Raw genomic sequence first — 23470 nt, forward strand, 5'->3', positions numbered from 1 at the left:
CGAATGAAAGCAACACGCACCGCGAAGTTAAAGCGTCCCGAAAACCAAGCCAGCTTCATCAGCTGGCGTTTTGCGTTGTTGTGCGCCTGTATCCTGCTGGCATTGGTTGGCCTGATGTTGCGCGTGGCGTATCTGCAGGTGATTAATCCGGATAAGCTGGTGAAGGAAGGCGACCTGCGTTCCCTGCGCGTACAAACCATTCCCACATCCCGTGGCATGATTACTGATCGCTCAGGTCGCCCGCTGGCGGTCAGTGTGCCGGTTAACGCCATCTGGGCTGACCCTAAAGAAATTAGCGATCGCGGCGGTATCACCACCGATAGCAAATGGAAAGCACTGGCCGATGCGCTGAATATGCCGCTTGCTCAGCTTTCTTCCCGTATTACTGCCAATCCCAACGGACGCTTTGTCTATCTGGCACGCCAGGTCAATCCTGCGGTCGGTGAGTATATTCGTAAACTCAAACTGCCGGGGATTTCCCTGCGTCAGGAATCCCGCCGCTATTACCCTGCCGGGCAGGTGACATCGCATGTTATTGGCGTCACCAATATCGACGGCGAAGGTATAGAAGGCGTTGAGAAGAGTTTTGACCGCTGGCTGACCGGTAAACCGGGCGAGCGAACTATTCGTAAAGACCGCTTCGGTCGCGTTATCGAAGATATTTCTACCGTAGACAGCCAGGCGGCACACAATCTGGCGCTGAGCATCGATGAGCGTTTGCAGGCGCTGGTTTACCGCGAGCTCAATAACGCGGTGGCATTCAATAAAGCGGAGTCGGGCACTGCGGTACTGGTCGATGTGCAAACCGGTGAAGTTCTGGCGATGGCCAACAGCCCGTCCTACAACCCAAATAACATGCCGGATACGCCAAAAGACGTGATGCGTAACCGCGCCATCACCGATATCTTCGAACCGGGTTCAACCGTGAAACCGATGGTAGTGATGACGGCATTGAAAAATGGTGTGGTGCGCGAGAACAGCGTACTCAATACCTTGCCGTACCGGATTAACGGTCATGAGATTAAAGATGTGGCCCGTTACGCGGAACTTTCCGTCACGGGTATCTTGCAGAAGTCGAGTAACGTTGGTGTTTCACGACTGGCGTTATCGATGCCATCCGCAGAGCTGGTAGACACTTACTCGCGATTCGGATTGGGAAAACCGACCAATTTGGGGCTGGTTGGAGAAAGCAGTGGCTTATACCCTAAAAAACAACGGTGGTCTGACATAGAGAGGGCCACCTTCTCTTTCGGCTACGGGCTAATGGTGACACCTCTCCAGCTAGCGCGAGTCTATGCAACCATCGGCAGCATGGGCGTTTATCGCCCGTTGTCGATTACCCGGGTTGATCCGCCGGTTTCCGGCGAGCGCGTTTTCCCTGAACCACTGGTGCGTACCGTCGTACATATGATGGAAAGCGTGGCGCTGCCCGGCGGTGGCGGTGTGAAAGCGGCGATCAAGGGCTACCGCATTGCGATCAAAACCGGTACCGCGAAAAAGGTCGGGCCGGACGGGAAATACGTTAATAAATACATTGCCTATACCGCCGGCGTTGCGCCAGCAAGCAATCCAAGATTTGCCCTTGTCGTGGTTATCAACGATCCACAGGCAGGGAAATATTACGGTGGGGCCGTTTCCGCACCGGTGTTTGGCGCCATCATGGGCGGGGTATTGCGTACCATGAACGTTGAACCAGATGCGCTGACTGCCGATGAAAACGCAGACATAGTGAATAATCAAAAAGAGGCTTCAGGTGGCAGATCGTAATTTGCGCGACATCTTAGCGCCCTGGGTGAGTGATGCCCCGGCGGTAGCGCTAAAAGACATGATTCTGGACAGCCGCGTTGCGGCTGCCGGCGATCTGTTTGTCGCGGTTTCAGGCCATACCAGTGACGGGCGTCGTTTTATTCCCCAGGCAATTGCTCAGGGCGTCGCCGCCGTGGTGGCCGAGGCAAAAGGTGAACAAAAGCACGGAACGGTCTGCCAGATGCATGGTGTACCGGTCGTTTATCTGGAAGATTTAAATATTTTGCTGTCACAGCTGGCGGGCCGTTTTTACCAGCAGCCGGGCAAAACATTACGTCTTGTTGGCGTAACAGGCACCAATGGCAAAACCACCACCACGCAACTGCTGGCGCAGTGGAGCCAGTTGCTGGGCGAAACCAGTGCCGTCATGGGCACCGTGGGCAACGGGTTGCTGGATAGCGTGGTGCCCGCCGAAAACACCACCGGTTCTGCCGTACAGGTTCAGCATATTCTGGCTGATCTGGTGAAACAGGGCGCAACTTTTGCTGCAATGGAAGTCTCTTCACACGGGCTGGTTCAGCATCGTGTTGCCGCACTGCCCTTTGCCGCTGCCGCATTTACCAACCTGAGTCGTGATCACCTTGATTATCATGGTGATATGCAAAGCTATGAAGACGCCAAATGGCAGCTTTTCGCTTCACATCAGGTCGGCCAAAAAATTATTAATGCTGACGATCACGTTGGCGCACGCTGGCTGGCAAAAACGCCAAATGCGATTGCGGTCAGCATGGAAGACAAAATTCCGGCAGGCTGGAATGGCCGCTGGCTGGTAGCCCGTAGCGTGAATTATCACGATAACGGTGCCACCGTAAACATCGATTCCAGCTGGGGCGAAGGCCGGCTGGAGAGCCGCCTGATGGGCGCATTCAACGTCAGTAACCTGCTGGTTGCCTTGGCAACGCTGCTTTCTCTGGACTATCCGCTGGCACAATTGCTGGCGACAGCCTCTCAGTTGCAACCGGTCTGCGGTCGCATGGAAGTTTTCAATGCGCCGGGTAAACCCACGGCGGTGGTTGATTATGCTCATACGCCTGATGCACTGGAAAAAGCCCTGGCGGCAGCACGTCTGCATTGTCGTGGCACGTTGTGGTGTGTCTTTGGTTGCGGTGGCGATCGTGACAAAGGCAAGCGTCCGCTGATGGGCGGTATCGCTGAGCAATACGCCGACCGCGTGATTGTTACCGATGATAATCCCCGCAGTGAAGAGCCTCGCGCTATCGTTGCCGATATTCTTGCAGGCCTGCTTGATGCCGGGCGCGCGCAGGAAATTCATGGCCGCGCAGAAGCAGTCACCAGTGCGATCATGCAGGCTAAAGAAGATGATGTCGTGTTGATTGCCGGTAAAGGGCATGAGGATTACCAGCTTGTCGGCAATCAGCGTCTCGATTATTCCGACCGCGTTACGGTCGCTCGTTTGCTGGGGGTGATCGCATGATCCGCGTTTCCTTGCAAACTCTGGCCGATGCGCTCAACGCTGAGCTTATCGGGGTTGATACCCAAATTGACAGTGTAACGACCGATACCCGTCAGGTGACCGAAGGCGGTTTGTTTGTGGCACTCAAAGGCGAAAAATTTGATGCCCATGACTTTGCGGTTGATGCCGTAAAAGCCGGTTCCGCGGCTTTACTGGTAAGTAAGCGCTTACCGGTGGATGTTCCTCAACTCCTGGTAACGGACACTCGTATTGCACTCGGACAACTGGGCGGTTGGGTGCGTCAGCAGGTTCCTGCCCGAGTCGTTGGTCTGACGGGGTCTTCCGGCAAGACTTCTGTGAAAGAGATGACAGCGGCGATTTTGCGCGAGTGCGGCAATGTGCTGTATACCGCAGGTAACTTCAATAACGATATTGGTGTTCCGCTGACATTGCTGCGACTGACGGCAGAACATGATTTTGCTGTGATAGAAATGGGCGCGAATCATCCGGGTGAAATCGCCTATACCACTGCGCTGGCGCGGCCTGAGACGGCGCTGGTAAATAACCTGTCTGCCGCACATCTGGAAGGTTTCGGTTCTCTCGCCGGCGTGGCCCGTGCGAAAGGCGAGATTTTCGAAGGGCTGCCGGAAAAAGGCATTGCCGTTATTAATGCGGACAACAATGATTATGCCAACTGGCAGCACAAGCTTAACGGCAAAACTGTCTGGCGTTTCTCCCCGATTCTTGCTGAAGGCATCGATTTCAGTGCAACTGACGTCAAGCTCAGCCCGTTAAATACCGCATTCACGCTGCATTCTCCTCAGGGAAACATTGACGTTTCACTGCCGGTGCCTGGCCGTCACAACATCGCCAATGCTCTGGCTGCGGCCGCGCTGGCGCTGTCTGTAGGCGCATCGCTGGAAAACGTGCGCGCCGGGCTGGCGACATTGCAATCCGTCAAAGGGCGTCTGTTCCCTATCGCACTTTGCGACGGCAAAACTTTGCTCGATGACAGCTACAACGCCAACGTCGGTTCTATGACCGCTGCCGCACAGGTGCTGGCAGAGATGCCGGGATACCGCGTAATGGCGGTAGGCGATATGGCGGAACTGGGCGCTGAAAGCGAAAGCTGCCACCGCCAGGTCGGCGAAGCTATCCGCGACGCCGGTATCGACAAGGTATTCAGTATTGGTCATGACAGCCGCATCATCAGTGATGTCAGCGGGTGTGGTGAACATCTGGAAGATAAGGCAGCCCTGACGGCCCGTTTAACGAGCTTACTGTCTGAACATGCGGTAATTACCGTTTTAATTAAAGGTTCACGTAGTGCCGCAATGGAGCAGGTAGTACGCGCGTTACAGGAGAATGCAACATGTTAGTTTGGCTGGCCGAACACTTGGTCAAATATTATTCCGGCTTCAACGTCTTTTCTTACCTGACGTTTCGCGCCATTGTCAGCCTGCTGACCGCGTTGTTCCTGTCGTTATGGATCGGGCCTCGGATGATTGCCCGCCTGCAGAAAATGTCTTTCGGTCAGGTTGTGCGTAACGACGGCCCGGAATCACATTTCAGTAAACGTGGTACACCGACGATGGGCGGCCTGATGATTCTGGCGTCTATCACGATTTCCGTATTGATGTGGGCCTATCCGTCCAACCCGTACGTGTGGTGTGTACTGTTCGTATTGCTGGGCTACGGGGTGGTGGGCTTTATCGATGACTACCGTAAAGTCGTGCGTAAAGACACCAAGGGCCTGATTGCCCGTTGGAAATATTTCTGGCAGTCCGTGATTGCGCTGGCGGCGGCCTTCACGATGTATGCCATTGGTAAAGACACGCCTGCGACCGAGCTCGTGGTGCCGTTCTTTAAAGACATCATGCCGCAGCTGGGTTTGATGTACATCCTGCTGAGCTATTTTGTGATTGTCGGTACCAGTAACGCAGTAAATCTGACGGACGGTCTGGATGGTCTGGCGATTATGCCAACGGTTTTCGTCGCGGCGGGGTTTGCGCTGGTGGCATGGGCGACCGGTAACATGAATTTCGCCAGCTACCTGCACATTCCGTATCTGCGCCATGCCGGTGAGCTGGTGATCGTGTGTACCGCCATTGTCGGTGCCGGGCTGGGGTTCCTGTGGTTCAACACCTATCCGGCACAAGTTTTCATGGGGGATGTCGGCTCTCTGGCTTTGGGAGGCGCGCTGGGTACTATCGCCGTGCTGCTGCGTCAGGAGTTCTTACTGGTGATTATGGGCGGTGTGTTTGTTGTCGAAACGCTGTCGGTCATCCTGCAGGTCGGGTCCTTTAAGTTACGTGGGCAGCGTATTTTCCGTATGGCGCCGATTCATCATCACTATGAACTTAAAGGCTGGCCGGAACCGCGCGTCATTGTGCGTTTCTGGATTATTTCGCTGATGCTGGTGCTGATTGGCCTGGCGACGCTGAAGGTACGATAAATATGGCTGACTATCAGGGTAAAAAAGTGGTCATCATCGGGCTGGGTCTTACCGGCCTCTCTTGTGTTGATTTCTTTGCAGCACGTGGCGTAACGCCGCGTGTTATTGATACCCGCGTCAGCCCGCCAGGGCTCGATAAACTGGCGGATAACATTGAGTGTCACCTCGGTTCGCTCAATGAAGACTGGCTGCTGGACGCGGATTTGATCATTTCAAGTCCGGGTGTTGCGCTGGCAACGCCGGCACTCAGCGCTGCTGCAGACGCAGGCGTGGAAATCATCGGCGATATCGAATTGTTCTGCCGTGAAACGCAAACCCCGATCGTCGCCATTACCGGTTCGAACGGCAAAAGCACCGTCACCACGCTGGTTGGCGAGATGGCGAAAGCGGCCGGATGGCGCATGGGCGTAGGCGGTAATATCGGTTTGCCTGTGCTGACTATGTTGGATCACGAATATGATTTGTTTGTGCTTGAGCTCTCCAGCTTCCAGCTTGAAACCACGCACAGTCTGCACGCGGCTGCGGCGACCATTCTTAACGTAACTGAAGACCATATGGATCGCTATCCGTTTGGTTTGCAGCAATACCGGGCAGCCAAGCTGAAGGTTTACGAGAACGCAGCATTGTGTGTCGTTAATGCCGACGATGCGCTGACCATGCCGGTACGTGGTGCGGATAAACGTTGTGTGAGTTTTGGCGTCGATGTGGGTGATTACCATCTGACCCGTCAGCAAGATGATATCTGGTTGCGTGTCCGTGGTGAGAAAGTCCTGAATACCCGCGAAATGCCGCTCACAGGACGCCATAACTATACCAATGCCCTGGCGGCGCTGGCGCTGGCGGATGCGGTCGGTATCCCTCATGCATCCAGTCTGAAAGCGCTGACGACCTTTACCGGTCTGGCTCACCGTTTCCAGCTGGCATGGCAGCATAACGGCGTGCGCTGGATTAATGATTCGAAGGCCACCAATGTGGGCAGCACCGAAGCGGCATTAAACGGGCTGCATGTTGAAGGCACGTTGCACCTGCTGTTGGGCGGAGACGGGAAATCAGCTGATTTCTCGCCACTGACGCGCTATCTGCAAGGCGATAAGTTACGTATTTATTGTTTTGGGCGTGATGGTGCGGAGCTTGCGGATTTGCGTCCTGAGGTTTCCTCCCTGTTTGAAACGATGGAACAGGCGATGCGTGATATCAGCACGCGTGTGGCTTCCGGGGACATGGTTTTACTGTCGCCAGCCTGCGCGAGTCTGGATCAGTTCCGCAGTTTTGAACAACGCGGCGATGTCTTTACCGCGCTGGCGAAGGAGCTGGGCTCATGAGGATTCGGATCCCCGGGCTGAGCCTCGCCGCCAAGTTTAATGACTGGGTGATGGGCTCCAAAGAAAACGACTCCGTCACACTGGTGTTGTATGACCGGACGTTGCTGTGGCTGACATTCGGGTTGGCTATCGTCGGCTTCGTGATGGTGACATCGGCCTCAATGCCGATTGGCCAGCGTCTGGCAGATGACCCGTTTTTGTTTGCTAAACGCGATGCCATTTATCTCGGTCTGGCGTTTGGTTTATCGCTGGTGACATTACGCGTGCCGATGGCGGTCTGGCAGAAGTACAGCAACGTTCTGCTACTGCTGTCGGTGATCATGCTGCTGGTGGTGCTGGTTGTGGGTAGCTCGGTTAACGGGGCATCACGCTGGATTTCTCTCGGACCCCTGCGTATTCAGCCAGCAGAGTTCTCCAAGTTGTCACTGTTTTGCTACCTCGCCAGCTATCTGGTGCGCAAAGTGGATGAAGTGCGCAGTAACTTTTGGGGCTTCTGCAAACCCATGGGCGTGATGGTGGTGCTGGCCGTATTGCTGTTGGCTCAGCCTGACCTCGGTACGGTGGTTGTGCTGTTTATCACTACGCTGGCGATGTTATTCCTGGCGGGTGCCAAGATGTGGCAGTTCCTGGCCATTATCGGTTCGGGCGTATTCGCCGTAGTACTGCTGGTTCTTGCCGAGCCATACCGTATGCGTCGTGTGACATCGTTCTGGAATCCGTGGGCGGATCCGTTTGGTAGTGGCTACCAGTTAACGCAGTCACTGATGGCATTTGGTCGTGGGGAATTCTGGGGGCAGGGATTAGGTAATTCAGTCCAGAAACTGGAGTATTTACCTGAAGCACATACCGACTTTATCTTCTCCATTTTAGGTGAAGAATTGGGGTATTTCGGTGTGGTTTTAGCCCTGTTAATGGTATTCTTCGTCGCTTTTCGCGCCATGTCTATCGGACGCAGGGCGTTAGAAACTGACCAGCGTTTTTCCGGGTTTTTAGCCTGTTCAATTGGCGTATGGTTCAGCTTTCAGGCGTTGGTTAACGTCGGAGCCGCGGCGGGCATGTTGCCAACGAAAGGCCTGACACTGCCGCTCATCAGTTACGGCGGTTCGAGCCTGTTAATTATGTCGACGGCAATCGTGTTATTGCTGCGAGTGGATTTTGAAACGCGGCTGGCAAAAGCCCAGGCGTTTGTAAGGAGTGCCCGATGAGTGGCAATGCCCGGCGTTTAATGGTGATGGCCGGCGGTACCGGTGGACATGTTTTCCCTGGACTGGCAGTAGCCCATCATCTTATCGCGCAAGGTTGGGAAGTTCGCTGGCTGGGTACAGCAGACCGGATGGAAGCGGATTTGGTACCCAAACACGGTATCGATATTGATTTCATTAAAATTGCCGGATTGCGTGGGAAAGGTCTGAAAGCGCAACTTACTGCCCCTGTTCGCATATATCATGCGTGGCGTCAGGCGAAGGCGATCATGAAACGCTTCCAGCCAGATGTGGTATTGGGCATGGGCGGATACGTGTCCGGCCCCGGGGGGCTGGCGGCCTGGTCACTGGGCATTCCGGTGGTGTTACACGAGCAAAATGGTATTGCCGGTATGACCAATAAAGGTTTGTCGCATATTGCAAAAAAAGTGTTGCAGGCGTTTCCGGGTGCATTTCCGCATGCTGACGTTGTTGGCAATCCGGTGCGCACGGATGTCCTGGCGCTGGAATTACCGGCAACCCGACTGGCCGGTCGTGAAGGGCCAATCCGTGTGCTGGTGATTGGTGGCAGTCAGGGCGCACGCGTCCTTAATCAGAGCATGCCGGACGTGGCGGCGCTGATGGGCGATAAAATTACGCTGTGGCATCAGGTGGGTAAAGGTGCGCTGGAGTCCGTGAATCAGGCTTATGAAAAAGCCGGTCAGGCGCAGCATAAAGTGACCGAATTCATTGATGACATGGCAGAGGCTTACGCCTGGGCTGATGTGGTGGTTTGCCGTTCCGGGGCGTTAACGGTCAGCGAAATTGCTGCCGCAGGCTTACCCGCGATTTTTGTGCCTTTCCAGCACAAAGACCGTCAACAGTACTGGAATGCGCTGCCGCTGGAAAAAGCCGGCGCTGCGAAGATTATTGAGCAGAAAGATTTTAGTGCCGCCGCCGTCGCTGATCTGATGGCCGGATGGGACAGAACCCATCTGATGGGGATGGCGATGGCTGCACGTGCCGCCGCCATTCCCGATGCGACAGAGCGTGTTGCCGCAGAAGTGGTTACCGCCAGCAAAAAATGAAAGTGAACGGGCCATGCAGTGTATGGTCCCAGCCGTAAGAAACGGATTAATCAGTAACCTGAAATAGTGAATAAAAACGTGAATACACAACAATTGGCGAAACTGCGTACCTTCGTGCCTGAGATGCATCGTGTCCGGCACATTCACTTTGTTGGCATCGGTGGTGCCGGCATGGGTGGTATCGCCGAAGTGTTGGCCAATGAAGGCTATCAGATCAGCGGTTCTGATTTAGCACCGAATGCGGTGACTCAGCAACTGACTGCACTGGGCGCGACGATTTATTTTAATCACCGCCCTGAGAACGTGCTGGATGCCAGCGTGGTGGTGGTTTCCACGGCGATTTCATCCGATAACCCGGAAATCGTTGCGGCGCGCGAAGCCCGTATTCCGGTGATCCGCCGTGCGGAAATGCTTGCAGAACTGATGCGTTTTCGTCACGGCATCGCCGTGGCAGGTACGCACGGTAAAACAACGACCACGGCAATGGTAACCAGTATTTATGCCGAGGCCGGGCTGGATCCGACCTTTGTCAACGGCGGACTGGTGAAAGCCGCAGGCACGCATGCGCGTCTGGGTTCAAGCCGTTTTCTGATTGCTGAAGCAGATGAAAGCGATGCGTCTTTCCTGCATCTGCAACCGATGGTTGCTATCGTGACCAATATCGAAGCAGATCATATGGATACGTATCAGGGTGACTTTGAAATCCTGAAACAAACCTTCATCAATTTCCTGCATAACCTGCCGTTCTACGGACGCGCAGTGATGTGCATTGATGATCCGGTGATCCGTGAGCTGATACCCCGCGTAGGCCGTCATATGACGACGTACGGTTTCAGCGAAGATGCCGATGTGATTATCGAAAACTATCGTCAGGTAGGTGCGCAAGGGCACTTTACGCTGCGCCGCCAGGACTTGCCGCTCATCAGTGTGACGCTGAACGCGCCGGGTCGTCACAATGCCCTGAACGCTGCGGCCGCCGTCGCCGTCGCGACTGACGAAAATATCAGCGACGACGCTATTTTACGTGCACTGGCAGGCTTCCAGGGTACCGGACGCCGTTTCGATTTCCTGGGCGAGTACGCGCTGGAAAATGTGAACGGTAAAACGGGGAGTGCAATGCTGGTCGATGACTACGGTCACCATCCGACAGAAGTCGATGCCACGATCAAAGCGGCACGTGCGGGCTGGGCAAACAAACGCCTGGTGATGATTTTCCAGCCGCACCGTTACACCCGTACCCGCGATTTGTACGATGATTTTGCCAATGTGCTTTCACAGGTTGATGTGCTGATTATGCTGGATGTCTATCCGGCCGGAGAAGCGCCAATCCCGGGCGCGGACAGCCGCTCGTTGTGCCGCACTATTCGTGCACGCGGCAAGCTTGATCCGATTTTGGTTTCTGATATTGAGGCGGTGCCGGAAAGTCTGGCGCAAATCCTTGAAGGTGATGATTTAGTTCTGGTTCAGGGTGCCGGTAATGTCGGCAGAGTAGCCCGTAAATTGGCTGATCAAAAGCTGCAACCGGTTAAGAAAGGTGAAGAACATCATGTCTGAGAAAGTAGCGGTATTGTTCGGGGGAACTTCCGCAGAACGCGATGTGTCATTACAGTCAGGCGCCGCGGTACTGGCAGGTTTACGCGAATCCGGTGTTGATGCCCACGGCATCGATACCAAAACCTTTAATGTGGCGCTTCTCAGGGAAGAAGGTTACAGCAAAGTCTTTATCGCACTTCACGGTCGCGGTGGCGAAGACGGGACGATGCAGGGGTTGCTGGAACAAATCGGTTTGCCTTATACCGGCAGCGGTGTAATGGCGTCGGCGCTGACCATGGATAAGTTCCGCACCAAACTGGTGTGGCAGGCTTTAGGGCTACCGGTTACGCCGTTTGTCGCATTGCATCGTTCACAAATTGAAGAAGCAGGGCAGGGCGCTCTGGCGGCAAAAATCGCCGAACTGGGTCTGCCGCTGATCGTCAAACCAAGCCGTGAAGGTTCCAGTGTCGGGATGAGCAAAGTGACAACGGAAAAAGAGTTGCTGCCTGCTCTGCAGGAAGGCTTCAGGCATGACGATAACGTACTGATCGAAAAATGGCTGAGCGGCCCGGAATATACCGTGGCTATCGTGGGCGATCAGGTGATGCCATCCATTCGTATCCAGCCTGCCGGTACATTTTATGACTATCAGGCAAAATATTTGTCTGATGAAACACAATATTTTTGCCCGAGCGGGTTAAGCGAAGCGCAGGAGCAGCAGTTGACTGTACTGGCGTTGCAGGCTTATAAGGCGCTCGATTGCAGCGGCTGGGGGCGTGTCGACGTCATGCAGGACGGTGATGGCAACTTCAATTTACTGGAAGCGAATACCTCGCCAGGAATGACGAGTCACAGTCTGGTGCCGATGGCGGCTAAACACGCCGGGCTGAGTTTCCCGCAACTCGTTTTCCGTATTCTGGAACTGGCAGACTGATATGTCGCAAGCCGCCCTGAATACCCGAGAGCGTGAGACGGCTGAGAGCAACGGCCGTCGCAGTAACGGTGGCCAGCTGGCAGGGATCGTGTTTCTGCTGCTGGTGGTAGGAACGATTTTATGGAGTGCGTGGGCCGTTGTCGGCTGGATGCAGGATGCAAACCGATTGCCGTTATCCCAGTTAGTCGTCACCGGCGAGCGGCATTATACGACCAATGATGATATTCGTCAGGCGATTCTGTCCTTAGGGGCACCGGGAACGTTCATGACGCAGGATGTAAACGTCATTCAGCAGCAGATTGAGCGTTTACCCTGGATAAAACAGGTCAGCGTACGTAAGCAATGGCCGAATGAACTCAAGATACACCTCGTGGAGTATGTGCCGGTCGCACACTGGAATGATCTGCATATGGTTGATGCCGATGGCAAATCTTTCAGCATACCCGCTGAGCGTGTGGTCAAACAAAAAATGCCGTTGCTTTACGGTCCGGAAGGCAGCGAACAGGATGTTTTGCAGGGCTTTCAAACGATGAGTCAGGCGCTGGCCGCCGGTAAGTTCACGTTGAAAGCGGTAGCAATGAGTGCGCGTCACTCGTGGCAGTTAACTCTGGATAATGACGTCCGGCTGGAATTGGGGAGAGATGACCGGATGGGGCGTTTACAACGTTTTATCGAGCTTTACCCGCGATTCCAGCAACAGGCACAAGCCGATAAAAAACGCATCACTTATGTCGATTTACGTTATGACAGCGGTGCATCGGTGGGTTGGGCTCCAGAGTTTATTGACCAGCAAAACAGTAATCAGCAACAGAATCAGGCACAGGCTAAACAACAATGATCAAGTCGACGGACAGAAAACTGGTAGTTGGGCTGGAGATCGGTACGGCAAAAGTAGCCGCATTGGTGGGGGAGGTTCTGCCCGATGGCATGGTCAATATTATCGGTGTGGGCAGTTGCCCGTCCCGGGGCATGGACAAGGGTGGCGTGAATGATCTGGAATCGGTGGTGAAGTGCGTACAGCGCGCCATCGATCAGGCTGAACTGATGGCGGATTGCCAGATTTCCTCTGTTTACCTTGCTTTGTCTGGTAAACATATCAGCTGTCAGAATGAAATAGGGATGGTTCCTATTTCAGAAGAGGAAGTCACGCAGGAAGATGTAGAGAATGTGGTGCATACCGCTAAATCAGTCCGCGTGCGGGATGAGCATCGGGTTCTGCATGTGATCCCTCAGGAATATGCCATTGATTATCAGGAAGGGATTAAAAATCCGGTCGGTCTTTCCGGCGTGCGTATGCAGGCTAAAGTCCACCTGATTACCTGCCATAACGATATGGCAAAGAACATTGTGAAGGCGGTTGAACGCTGTGGCTTAAAAGTTGACCAGCTGATTTTTGCCGGTCTGGCCGCCAGTTATGCGGTACTGACCGAAGATGAGCGTGAATTAGGGGTTTGTGTCGTTGATATTGGTGGTGGAACCATGGATATCGCGGTTTATACCGGCGGCGCACTACGTCATACTAAGGTCATCCCGTATGCAGGGAACGTGGTCACCAGCGACATCGCTTATGCGTTTGGAACGCCGCCGACCGATGCCGAAGCGATCAAAGTTCGCCACGGTTGTGCATTAGGATCGATTGTCGGCAAAGACGAAAATGTCGAAGTGCCGAGCGTCGGTGGACGTCCACCACGCAGTCTGCAGCGTCAGACACTGGCTGAAGTTATCGAGCCTCGTTACACAGAATTGCTGAATTTAGTGAACGACGAAATTTTGCAATTGCAGGAGCAGTTACGTCAGCAAGGCGTAAAACATCATCTGGCCGCTGGCATTGTACTCACAGGCGGTGCAGCACAAATTGATGGTCTGGCAGCTTGTGCGCAGCGGGTATTTCATACCCAGGTGCGCATCGGGCAACCTTTGAACATCACCGGGCTGACAGATTATGCGCAGGAACCTTACTACTCAACGGCTGTAGGGCTGCTGCACTACGGGAAGGAGTCTCACCTGAGCGGTGAGGCCGAAGTGGAAAAACGCGCCTCAGTGGGCAACTGGTTCAAACGAATCAACAGCTGGCTGAGAAAAGAGTTTTAATGTTTTAACAACGGGATCATGCTGTTAAGCTTTTTGATCCCGAAGCGACAGGCACAAAACGGAGAGAAACTATGTTTGAACCTATGGAACTGACCAATGACGCGGTGATTAAAGTCATCGGCGTCGGCGGTGGCGGTGGCAACGCTGTCGAACACATGGTGCGTGAGCGCATCGAAGGTGTTGAATTCTTTGCCGTTAATACAGACGCCCAGGCGTTACGTAAAACGGCAGTAGGACAGACTATTCAGATCGGTAGTGGTATTACCAAAGGTCTGGGTGCTGGTGCGAACCCGGAAGTGGGTCGCAATTCTGCAGAAGAAGATCGTGAAGCTCTGCGCGCTGCGCTTGAAGGTGCTGATATGGTCTTTATCGCAGCGGGCATGGGTGGCGGTACCGGTACCGGTGCAGCGCCTGTGGTGGCTGAAGTAGCAAAAGATTTAGGTATTCTGACCGTTGCTGTGGTGACTAAGCCTTTCAACTTTGAAGGCAAAAAACGCATGGCATTTGCGGAGCAGGGTATCGCTGAATTGTCCAAACATGTGGATTCTCTGATCACTATCCCGAACGACAAGCTGTTAAAAGTTCTGGGTCGCGGTATCTCTCTGCTGGACGCCTTCGGTGCGGCCAACGACGTGCTGAAAGGTGCGGTGCAGGGTATCGCTGAGCTGATCACCCGTCCGGGTTTGATGAACGTCGACTTCGCCGACGTGCGCACCGTCATGTCCGAAATGGGTTATGCCATGATGGGTTCTGGTGTGGCATGCGGTGAAGACCGTGCTGAAGAAGCGGCAGAAATGGCGATCTCCAGCCCGCTGTTGGAAGACATCGACTTGTCCGGCGCGCGCGGCGTTCTGGTCAACATTACTGCTGGCTTCGACCTGCGTCTGGATGAATTCGAAACCGTGGGTAACACCATTCGTGCTTTCGCATCAGATAACGCAACCGTGGTTATCGGTACGTCTCTTGATCCGGAAATGAACGACGAGTTGCGTGTGACCGTGGTTGCAACCGGTATCGGCATGGACAAACGCCCTGAGATCACTTTGGTGACTAACAAGCCAGCCAGCCAGCCCGTGATGGATCATCGTTACCAGCAGCACGGTATGTCTCCGTTGCCGCAGGAAACGAAACCTGCTGCTAAAGTGGTGAATGATCAAAGTGCGCAATCCAATAAAGAGCCCGACTATCTGGACATCCCGGCCTTCCTGCGTAAGCAGGCAGACTAGTCCGAATTGTAGGATCTCCGCTCTTTGTGCTAAACTGTCCCGCCGACCTTAAGGTATGCTTAGGTCGGTTGGATGGATAAACATTGCGAGATAAAAACGATGATCAAACAACGTACATTAAAACGTATCGTTCAGGCGACGGGCGTCGGTTTGCATACCGGCAAGAAAGTCACCCTGACTCTGCGTCCTGCACCGGCAAATACCGGGGTCATCTATCGTCGCACTGACTTGAATCCACCGGTTGATTTCCCGGCAGATGCAAAATCCGTGCGTGATACCATGCTCTGTACTTGCCTGGTTAATGAGCATGACGTACGCATTTCTACGGTAGAACACCTTAATGCGGCATTAGCAGGCCTGGGCATCGATAACATTATTATCGAAGTCGACGCGCCGGAAGTGCCTATTATGGACGGTAGTGCCGCACCTTTCGTCTATCTGTTGATGGATGCAGGGATTGAAGAACTGAACAGCGCGAAGAAATTCTTGCGCATCAAAGATACTGTGCGTGTTGAAGACGGTGATAAGTGGGCTGAGTTCAAACCCTTTAATGGTTTCTCTCTGGACTTCACCATCGACTTCAATCACCCGGCGATTGATTCCAGTTCTCAGCGCTACAAGATGAACTTCTCCGCAGAAGCATTTGTTCGCCAAATCAGCCGGGCACGTACTTTCGGTTTCATGCGTGATATCGAGTACCTGCAGTCACGCGGTTTGTGCCTGGGTGGCAGCTTTGATTGCGCAATTGTTGTAGATGATTACCGTGTGCTTAATGAAGATGGCCTGCGTTTTGAAGATGAATTCGTTCGTCACAAAATGCTGGATGCTATCGGTGACTTGTTCATGTGTGGGCATAACATTATTGGTGCGTTTACCGCCTACAAATCTGGCCACGCCTTGAACAACAAGTTATTGCAAGCGGTACTGGCTAAGCAGGAAGCCTGGGAATTAGTCACGTTCCAGGATGAAGCTGAAATGCCACTGGCTTTTAAAGCACCGTCTACAGTATTGGCGTAATCGGTACTTTTGGTATTACTTATTACGACTGGTTGGTTTGGCACTCTCTCCGGCCAATTCAGCCAGTCGTTCTAAAGCCTTTCTGAGTTTCTCCGGGCTCCGTCTCGCAAGTCCCCTTAATTCCTCTGCACTTTGTGCACTCAAATGCCTGACAGGCATAGATTCTGACGCGTTCGCTTTATTTTTAACCGCAATCTGCGAAGCATTTTCCATTTTCGCCATGAGCGAAGGATTAATCCTGATGTCGATTGATGACAATGATGGTAGAATTTGCGCTCGAAGTGCAGAGAGTAATGCGGGTTGTTCATAGCGTAATCGCATCATCCAGCTGGCATTAGCTATTTCAAGTACTAAAACTCCCTGTCGATAATTACCGACACGACACCAGGGTTGCATGGGTGTCGGTAACAGGCCTTTCACTGCGCGGTTGAGTTTCAATAATGCCGCCGCACGCTGTTGAACAATACGCAGCGGGCTTTGTTCAGTCGAAGAGGCGTCATCGAACAGGATATCTAATAATTGTGGGCGACTATCGCGCATGATGGGCTCCGGCGGATTGTAAACTTGTGATTGGCATTCTAAATCGTTGGCGACAATTTGGCAGAAGGTATTTTTGGCCGCATCTCCTGTTGGGGATGGTCGCGGCAAGCCTTGGCGTGTCCACTAACCTGTCGCAAACGGAACTGCCAGCGGCTCCCAATACATCCTCAAGCCTAAACCGTCTTACTATCGCCAGCACAGGGCTGAGTAATCTTGCGTTACTCCAGGCGAATCGCCGCCCGTCTTTCGGTGTAGATTACTGGCAACAGCATGCATTACGCACGGTCATCCGTCATCTTTCTTTTGCTTTGGCACCGCAGGTCGTTTACACCGTCGCGCAGCCGGAAGCAGAAATGCAGGAAGCTGAACCGCTGCATGTTCAGCAGCTCGCGTTGCTGGTGACCCTGAATGCTTTACTGACCCATGAGCCAAAACCTCCGGTTATCATCCGTCAGACGCAGCAACCTTTTCTCCCTCTTGCTTCATCGTATCAAACCGGCCTGTGGTTAGCACAGGTGCAAGGCATTCGTGCCGGTCCGTCCCCTCTGATTTAACAGACTGTAATTCTAAACTCTATTTATAAATCAACAAATTATTGGCTACATTGCGTGGCCTCCAAGAGATATTAAGCACTATGTTAATCAAATTATTGACCAAAGTTTTTGGTAGCCGTAACGACCGTACTTTGCGCCGTATGCGTAAAGTGGTTGACCTGATCAACCGCATGGAACCTGAAATCCAAAAGCTGACCGATGAGCAACTGCAGGCGAAAACCAACGAATTCCGTGAGCGCCTGGCGAAAGGTGAAGTACTGGAAAACCTGATCCCGGAAGCCTTTGCGGTTGTACGTGAATCCAGTAAACGTGTATTCGGTATGCGTCACTTCGATGTGCAGCTGCTGGGCGGTATGGTGCTGAACGAGCGTTGCATCGCAGAAATGCGTACCGGTGAAGGTAAAACGCTGACCGCAACCCTGCCAGCTTACCTGAACGCATTGAGTGGCAAGGGCGTTCACGTCGTTACCGTCAATGATTATCTGGCACAGCGTGACGCCGAAAATAACCGTCCGCTGTTTGAATTCCTTGGCCTGAGCATCGGCATCAACTTGCCAGGTATGCCTTCTCCGGCGAAGCGTGCTGCTTATGCTGCAGACATCACCTACGGTACAAACAACGAATACGGCTTTGACTACCTGCGCGACAATATGGCATTCAGCCCTGAAGAACGTGTACAACGCAAACTGCACTATGCGCTGGTGGATGAGGTTGACTCCATCCTGATTGATGAAGCACGTACCCCGCTGATTATCTCCGGCCCGGCCGAAGACAGCTCAGAAATGTATACGCGGGTAGATAAACTGATCCCTAAACTGATCCGTCAGGAAAAAGAAGATTCAGATACCTTCCAGGGTGAAGGACATTTTTCTGTTGATGAGAAAGCGCGCCAGGTTCACCTGACCGAGCGTGGCCTGGTCTTGATCGAAGAAATGTTGGTAGATGCAGGCATTATGGATGAAGGCGAATCTCTGTATTCCCCGACTAATATCATGCTGATGCACCACGTCACGGCGGCATTACGCGCGCACGTGCTGTTTACCCGCGATGTTGATTACATCGTGAAAGACGGCGAGGTCATTATCGTCGACGAACATACCGGTCGTACCATGCAAGGCCGTCGCTGGTCAGACGGTCTGCATCAGGCAGTTGAAGCCAAAGAAGGCGTTGAAATTCAAAACGAAAACCAGACGCTGGCATCCATCACCTTCCAGAACTACTTCCGTCTGTATGAAAAACTGGCCGGCATGACCGGTACTGCGGATACCGAAGCGTTCGAATTCAGCTCTATTTATAAACTGGATACCATTGTTGTGCCAACGAACCGCCCTATGGTGCGTAAAGATATGGCCGACCTGGTGTACATGACCGAAATGGAAAAAATTGGCGCGATTATCGAAGATATCCGCCAGTGTACTGCCAAAGGTCAGCCTGTTCTGGTTGGTACTATTTCCATTGAAAAATCAGAAGTTGTTTCCAACGAACTGACCAAGGCGGGCATTGCGCATAGCGTCCTTAACGCCAAGTTCCATGCCAAAGAAGCAGACATTGTTGCTCAGGCGGGTCAGCCAGGTGCAGTCACCATCGCCACCAATATGGCCGGTCGTGGTACAGATATCGTGCTGGGCGGCAGCTGGCAGGTTGAAGTCGAAAACCTGGGCGAAGAAGCAACGGATGAGAAAATCGCTGAAATTAAAGCCGCATGGCAGATCCGTCATGACGCCGTTCTGGCTGCAGGTGGTTTACACATTATTGGTACTGAGCGTCATGAATCCCGTCGTATTGATAACCAGTTGCGCGGCCGTGCGGGTCGTCAGGGTGACGCCGGTTCATCCCGTTTCTATCTGTCTATGGAAGATGCCCTGATGCGTATCTTCGCCTCCGACCGCGTGTCAGGCATGATGCGTAAACTGGGTATGAAACCGGGCGAAGCGATTGAACATCCATGGGTCACTAAAGCCATTGCTAACGCTCAGCGTAAAGTTGAAAGCCGTAACTTCGATATTCGTAAGCAATTGCTGGAATACGATGATGTGGCAAGTGATCAGCGTCGTGCGATCTATAGCCAGCGTAACGAATTACTGGACGTGTCTGATGTGAGCGAAACCATCGCCAGCATCCGTGAAGATGTATTCAAAGCCACTATCGACAGTTACATTCCGCCACAATCCCTTGAAGAAATGTGGGATGTAAAAGGTCTGGAAGAGCGCCTTAAGAATGATTTCGAGCTGGAAATGCCGATTTCTGAATGGCTGGATAAAGAGCCGGAACTGCACGAAGAAACCCTGCGCGAACGTATCATGGAGATCGCGAAAGAATCTTACGCCCGTAAAGAAGAAGTGGTTGGCGCTGAAATGATGCGTAACTTCGAGAAAGGCGTGATGTTGCAGACACTGGACTCACTGTGGAAAGAGCACCTGGCGGCGATGGATTACCTGCGTCAGGGCATCCATTTACGCGGCTATGCGCAGAAGGATCCTAAGCAGGAATACAAACGCGAATCCTTCGCGATGTTTGCTGCCATGCTCGAATCCCTGAAATATGAAGTGGTCAGCGTACTAAGCAAAGTCCAGGTGCGTATGCCTGAAGAAGTGGAAGCGATGGAGATTCAGCGCCGTGAAGAAGCTGAGCGTCTGGCTCGTCAGCAGCAGCTTAGCCATCAGGATCAGCAGGAAATCGAAGTGGCTGAGGCAGCGCGACTTGCTTCTTCCGGAGATCGCAAAGTAGGCCGTAACGATCTCTGCCCGTGTGGTTCCGGTAAAAAATACAAACAATGTCATGGCCGTCTGCAAAAGTAACATCTCCGGCTAAGTCATCGTGTTAATCTTGAAGGCGGCTTAATTGCCGCCTTTATTTTTGGCTAAATAGTCCTCATAACAACAGTCAATGTAGTCAGCGGATAGGTGGAACTGTGGCGCTTAAACAACTTAATATCGCAGCAGGCATTATCCGGAATGCCAGCAAAGAAATCTTTATCACTCAGCGCGATGCATCATCACATATGGCCGGGTTCTGGGAGTTTCCGGGCGGTAAGATTGAAGCGGGCGAAACACCGGAACAGGCCGTTATTCGCGAGTTACAGGAAGAGGTCGGCATAGATGCTAAATCTCCTGTGTTGCTGAAAACGTTGGAGCACCGGTTTCCGGATCGTATTATTACGCTCTATTTTTTTCTGGTAGAAGACTGGCAGGGCGAGCCGTATGGCAAAGAAGGGCAGCCGAAGCGCTGGGTTGCGCAGGCCGGCTTGAAAGAGGAGGAGTTTCCTCCCGCCAATGAAGGGATTGTTACCGCCCTCAAGAATAATCAGTACTGATTGCGATTTGAATTCAATGGCATACACAATTCGAAAGCGTATAAAAAAGGGGCCGGAGCTCCTTTTTATACGCTGTACGGATTAAATCTCTTCTTCACTCCAGTCATCCAGATCATTCACATCCCCCTTACTTGGAATGCGTTTCTCTTCATCGGCCCATTCGCCGAGATCAATGAGCTGACAACGCTTGGAACAAAAAGGGCGGTAAGGGCTTTGTTCACCCCAAACCACGATTTTCTGACAGGTCGGGCAATTTACTTCAATAATTTCAGGGTCCATTTGCAACTCCTAGCAGCAGGCAAGTTCAAAATTCAGTCGCGCGGGAACCACGCCATGTTCACTGTCGAGGGGTAAAAAGCGAATGGCATAACGGGTTTTATGCCCGGATACTTGCGGATAAAGCTGGTTTTCCATCGAGAGCTGTAATCGTAACAGATCTGCGCCTTCCGCGTTGTCCTGGAAAAATCCATTCAAACTGATTTGATTACGAAACGCGCCAGACTGACGGATCAGATCCAGTACCATCATCAGCGAATTATTCAGCGGAGCCAGAGTTTCGAGCCAGTTTTGCACTTCACGATCACGTTGTGACTGTGCCAGATGAAGCCAGATATGCAGTGTCGGCAAATCAAAGCTGCAGCACCCGCCCGGGATACTCAGACGTTGGCGAACCAGCGCGACCAGACGATCCTCCTTCAGGGCTTGACCTATGCGTGGAGCTTTCATTAATACCGATGCGCATTGCTTAAGCTCAGCGCGCAGTCCTTCGATCCTTACTAAATCAACGCCCGGGACATCTTTCCATTGAGACAATTTTTGCTGCTGGCGTTCAAGCTCTTTCAGTAAATCGGTGCGGACTTCACCACGTTCCAGCACATCCAATAAATCTGCAGCGGTGCGAAAAAATAGCAGAGCAGAGGCGATATCAGTGAGTTGTGCGTTGGAATGCATCTGTTGCAATAAAAACTCGATGCGAAGCCAGGTACGCATTTTCTCATTCAGTGGATGTTCAAAGAGAACGGTTGCAGCTACATCAGTCATGCTTGGCAATATCCTGTCTGTTTACTCACACCGCAAGTTGCAGGTAGCGGTGATGTAATTGGGCAACACGCGGTTCAATTAATTTCGGATCACCGCTGTTATCAATAATGTCATCTGCGCAGGCCAGACGTTTTTCACGGCTGATCTGCGCAGCAATAATACTTTCAGCCTGCTGGCGGCTGATACCATCGCGCGACATCGTCCGGGAAAGCTGAATATGGGGTTCTACATCCACGACCAGAACGCGGTTCGCTTGCGTCTGTAATCCATTTTCAATCAGCAGCGGTACGACCCAGAGTACGTACGGCGTCTGCGCCTCAGCAATCAAATATTGTGTTCTGGCATGAATAATGGGGTGTAATAATTTATTAACCCATTCTTTTTCATCAGCATTGCTGAAAATTCGCTCACGAAGCGCCGGGCGTTTCAGTGAGCCATCAGCGGAAATAATACTTTCACCAAATCGCTGACGCAGTTCTTCCAGCGCGGGTTCACCGGGTGCAACAACCTGACGGGCAATCTCATCTGCATCGACAATGCTTACGCCGTGGTGTGCGAAGCTTGCGGAAACGGTACTTTTGCCACTACCGATACCTCCGGTCAATGCAACGATATAGCTCATATTGGTGCTCTGATAAAATTCGTTAGGTAAATGATAAAGAGATTATGAGTAAGTGCAAGCCGTGGTGTTCCCGGTTTTGATGAGAAAAATTATTAATCTGCACAATCAAAAGTCTGTGATGGAGGTTGTAAAAGCCATCTTGCCGTTGTCATTTTCCTGTGTATGATAAAACCACTGGAAAGGGTGTGTAAAAATTTGCCGTGCACCCTAGCGACCCGTCGCCAAACCAGGACTCACACGCCATGCGCATTGAAGAAGATTTGAAGTTAGGTTTTAAAGACGTACTCATCCGCCCAAAACGTTCTACCCTCAAAAGTCGTTCCGAAGTTGAACTGGAGCGCACATTCACTTTTAAACACTCAGGTTTCAACTGGTCCGGCACCCCGATTATTGCCGCGAACATGGACACTGTTGGCACATTCCGCATGGCGACCGTACTGGCGTCTTTTGGTCTGCTTACGGCTGTACACAAACATTATACCGTAGAACAGTGGCAGGCTTTCGTGACGTCCTCCGATGAATCCGTGCTGCGTAATGTCATGGTATCAACCGGGACGTCAGAAGCTGATTTCGTTAAGACCCTGCAAATTCTTGCTTTATCGCCTCTGCTGAAGTTTGTTTGTCTGGATGTTGCTAACGGTTATTCTGAGCACTTTGTAGATTTCCTGCGACGTGTACGCGAAGCCTGCCCGGATAAAGTCATTTGCGCGGGCAACGTGGTGACCGGTGAAATGGTGGAGGAGCTTATTCTCTCTGGCGCGGACATCGTAAAAGTCGGCATCGGTCCGGGGTCGGTATGTACGACTCGCGTAAAAACCGGTGTGGGATATCCGCAGCTTTCCGCTGTTATCGAATGTGCTGACGCTGCTCATGGTCTGGGCGGGCAGATTGTCAGCGATGGCGGTTGTGCTGTTCCTGGCGATGTGGCAAAAGCGTTCGGTGGCGGTGCTGATTATGTCATGCTTGGCGGCATGCTGGCTGCGCATGATGAATGTGAAGGCACCGTCGTTGAAGAGAATGGCGAAAAATTCATGCTCTTCTATGGCATGAGTTCAGAGTCTGCCATGAAACGCCACGTTGGTGGTGTTGCTGAATACCGCGCAGCAGAAGGTAAAACAGTCAAATTGCCTTTGCGTGGCCCGGTTGAAAACACCGTGCGTGACATTCTCGGTGGATTGCGTTCTGCCTGTACTTATGTCGGTGCAGAGCGTCTGAAAGAACTGACCAAGCGAACAACCTTTATCCGTGTCGCGGAACAGGAAAATCGTCTGTTTGGCAGTAAATAAGCCCGATTCAGTCATAGCGGCGAAACATGTTTCGCCGCTATTTCACC

21 protein-coding genes are annotated in these 23470 nt (G+C 52.6%); 17 read left to right on the plus strand and 4 right to left on the minus strand.

Annotation, left to right across the window (positions count from 1 at the left end):
• The first annotated feature begins 3 nt into the window (after positions 1-3).
• From ACOZIO_RS09550 to lpxC, 13 genes are all read left to right on the plus strand, one after another.
• A complete protein-coding gene (locus ACOZIO_RS09550) occupies positions 4-1767 on the plus strand; it encodes a peptidoglycan glycosyltransferase FtsI (RefSeq protein WP_421595215.1) in 1764 nt (587 codons plus the stop codon).
• Positions 1754-3241 carry a UDP-N-acetylmuramoyl-L-alanyl-D-glutamate--2,6-diaminopimelate ligase gene (murE, locus tag ACOZIO_RS09555; RefSeq protein WP_129953204.1) on the plus strand — a complete coding sequence of 496 codons (1488 nt, stop codon included), beginning with the start codon at positions 1754-1756 and terminating at the stop codon, positions 3239-3241. Before ACOZIO_RS09550 ends, murE begins: the two co-directional genes overlap by 14 nt.
• A complete protein-coding gene (gene murF, locus ACOZIO_RS09560) occupies positions 3238-4599 on the plus strand; it encodes a UDP-N-acetylmuramoyl-tripeptide--D-alanyl-D-alanine ligase (RefSeq protein WP_217157498.1) in 1362 nt (453 codons plus the stop codon). Before murE ends, murF begins: the two co-directional genes overlap by 4 nt.
• Entirely contained in the window at positions 4593-5675 is a 1083-nt protein-coding gene (gene mraY, locus ACOZIO_RS09565; protein WP_129953202.1) for a phospho-N-acetylmuramoyl-pentapeptide-transferase, read from the plus strand. Before murF ends, mraY begins: the two co-directional genes overlap by 7 nt.
• Positions 5676-5677: 2 nt before the next feature.
• A complete protein-coding gene (gene murD / locus ACOZIO_RS09570; protein ID WP_421595216.1) occupies positions 5678-6997 on the plus strand; it encodes a UDP-N-acetylmuramoyl-L-alanine--D-glutamate ligase in 1320 nt (439 codons plus the stop codon).
• A 2-nt stretch (positions 6998-6999) separates the two neighbouring features.
• Entirely contained in the window at positions 7000-8202 is a 1203-nt protein-coding gene (ftsW, locus tag ACOZIO_RS09575; RefSeq protein ID WP_370278342.1) for a cell division protein FtsW, read from the plus strand.
• On the plus strand, positions 8199-9266 hold the full coding sequence (murG, locus tag ACOZIO_RS09580) for an undecaprenyldiphospho-muramoylpentapeptide beta-N-acetylglucosaminyltransferase (RefSeq protein ID WP_129953199.1): 1068 nt from the start codon (positions 8199-8201) through the stop codon (positions 9264-9266). The genes ftsW and murG overlap by 4 nt, the downstream gene beginning before the upstream one ends.
• A 78-nt stretch (positions 9267-9344) precedes the next feature.
• Positions 9345-10820: a UDP-N-acetylmuramate--L-alanine ligase gene (gene murC, locus ACOZIO_RS09585; RefSeq protein WP_015690468.1), complete on the plus strand. Its 1476-nt coding sequence runs from the start codon at positions 9345-9347 to the stop codon at positions 10818-10820.
• Positions 10813-11733, plus strand: coding sequence for a D-alanine--D-alanine ligase (locus ACOZIO_RS09590; RefSeq protein WP_129953197.1), 921 nt, complete (start codon positions 10813-10815; stop codon positions 11731-11733). The genes murC and ACOZIO_RS09590 overlap by 8 nt, the downstream gene beginning before the upstream one ends.
• Position 11734: 1 nt before the next feature.
• Entirely contained in the window at positions 11735-12571 is an 837-nt protein-coding gene (gene ftsQ / locus ACOZIO_RS09595; protein WP_129991313.1) for a cell division protein FtsQ, read from the plus strand.
• Positions 12568-13824 (plus strand): cell division protein FtsA, encoded by a 1257-nt coding sequence (gene ftsA / locus ACOZIO_RS09600; protein ID WP_009634688.1) that lies wholly within the window; start codon positions 12568-12570, stop codon positions 13822-13824. Before ftsQ ends, ftsA begins: the two co-directional genes overlap by 4 nt.
• Positions 13825-13895: 71 nt before the next feature.
• On the plus strand, positions 13896-15050 hold the full coding sequence (gene ftsZ, locus ACOZIO_RS09605; RefSeq protein WP_013577005.1) for a cell division protein FtsZ: 1155 nt from the start codon (positions 13896-13898) through the stop codon (positions 15048-15050).
• A 99-nt stretch (positions 15051-15149) separates the two neighbouring features.
• Positions 15150-16067 carry a UDP-3-O-acyl-N-acetylglucosamine deacetylase gene (lpxC, locus tag ACOZIO_RS09610; RefSeq protein WP_129953195.1) on the plus strand — a complete coding sequence of 306 codons (918 nt, stop codon included), beginning with the start codon at positions 15150-15152 and terminating at the stop codon, positions 16065-16067.
• 15 nt (positions 16068-16082) lie between these two features.
• Here the strand turns inward: lpxC and ACOZIO_RS09615 are convergent, their stop codons facing one another.
• The gene (locus ACOZIO_RS09615; RefSeq protein ID WP_421595217.1) at positions 16083-16607 is read right to left on the minus strand and encodes a DUF721 domain-containing protein; all 525 of its coding nucleotides are present in this window, start codon (positions 16605-16607) and stop codon (positions 16083-16085) included.
• 26 nt (positions 16608-16633) lie between these two features.
• Here ACOZIO_RS09615 and secM point away from each other — a divergent pair, with 26 nt between their 5' ends.
• From secM to mutT, 3 genes are all read left to right on the plus strand, one after another.
• Positions 16634-17161, plus strand: coding sequence for a secA translation cis-regulator SecM (gene secM, locus ACOZIO_RS09620; protein WP_129953193.1), 528 nt, complete (start codon positions 16634-16636; stop codon positions 17159-17161).
• Between the two features lie 80 nt (positions 17162-17241).
• Positions 17242-19959: a preprotein translocase subunit SecA gene (gene secA / locus ACOZIO_RS09625; protein WP_129953192.1), complete on the plus strand. Its 2718-nt coding sequence runs from the start codon at positions 17242-17244 to the stop codon at positions 19957-19959.
• A 113-nt stretch (positions 19960-20072) separates the two neighbouring features.
• The gene (gene mutT / locus ACOZIO_RS09630; protein ID WP_129953191.1) at positions 20073-20474 is read left to right on the plus strand and encodes an 8-oxo-dGTP diphosphatase MutT; all 402 of its coding nucleotides are present in this window, start codon (positions 20073-20075) and stop codon (positions 20472-20474) included.
• 81 nt (positions 20475-20555) lie between these two features.
• Here the strand turns inward: mutT and yacG are convergent, their stop codons facing one another.
• Genes yacG through coaE form a run of 3 tightly spaced genes read right to left on the minus strand, consistent with a single transcriptional unit; the run spans position 20556 to position 22137 of the window.
• Entirely contained in the window at positions 20556-20753 is a 198-nt protein-coding gene (yacG, locus tag ACOZIO_RS09635) for a DNA gyrase inhibitor YacG (RefSeq protein WP_013576999.1), read from the minus strand.
• A gap of 9 nt (positions 20754-20762) precedes the next feature.
• Positions 20763-21515, minus strand: a complete 753-nt coding sequence (zapD, locus tag ACOZIO_RS09640) for a cell division protein ZapD (protein ID WP_421595218.1) — start codon at positions 21513-21515, stop codon at positions 20763-20765.
• 25 nt (positions 21516-21540) lie between these two features.
• Positions 21541-22137, minus strand: a complete 597-nt coding sequence (gene coaE, locus ACOZIO_RS09645; RefSeq protein ID WP_129991316.1) for a dephospho-CoA kinase — start codon at positions 22135-22137, stop codon at positions 21541-21543.
• 242 nt (positions 22138-22379) lie between these two features.
• Between coaE and ACOZIO_RS09650 the strand changes: the two genes are divergently transcribed.
• Positions 22380-23423, plus strand: coding sequence for a GMP reductase (locus ACOZIO_RS09650; RefSeq protein ID WP_421595219.1), 1044 nt, complete (start codon positions 22380-22382; stop codon positions 23421-23423).
• Positions 23424-23470: the final 47 nt, after the last annotated feature.

This window comes from Rahnella sp. PD4 (assembly GCF_049199325.1).
GTDB lineage: Bacteria > Pseudomonadota > Gammaproteobacteria > Enterobacterales > Enterobacteriaceae > Rahnella > Rahnella perminowiae.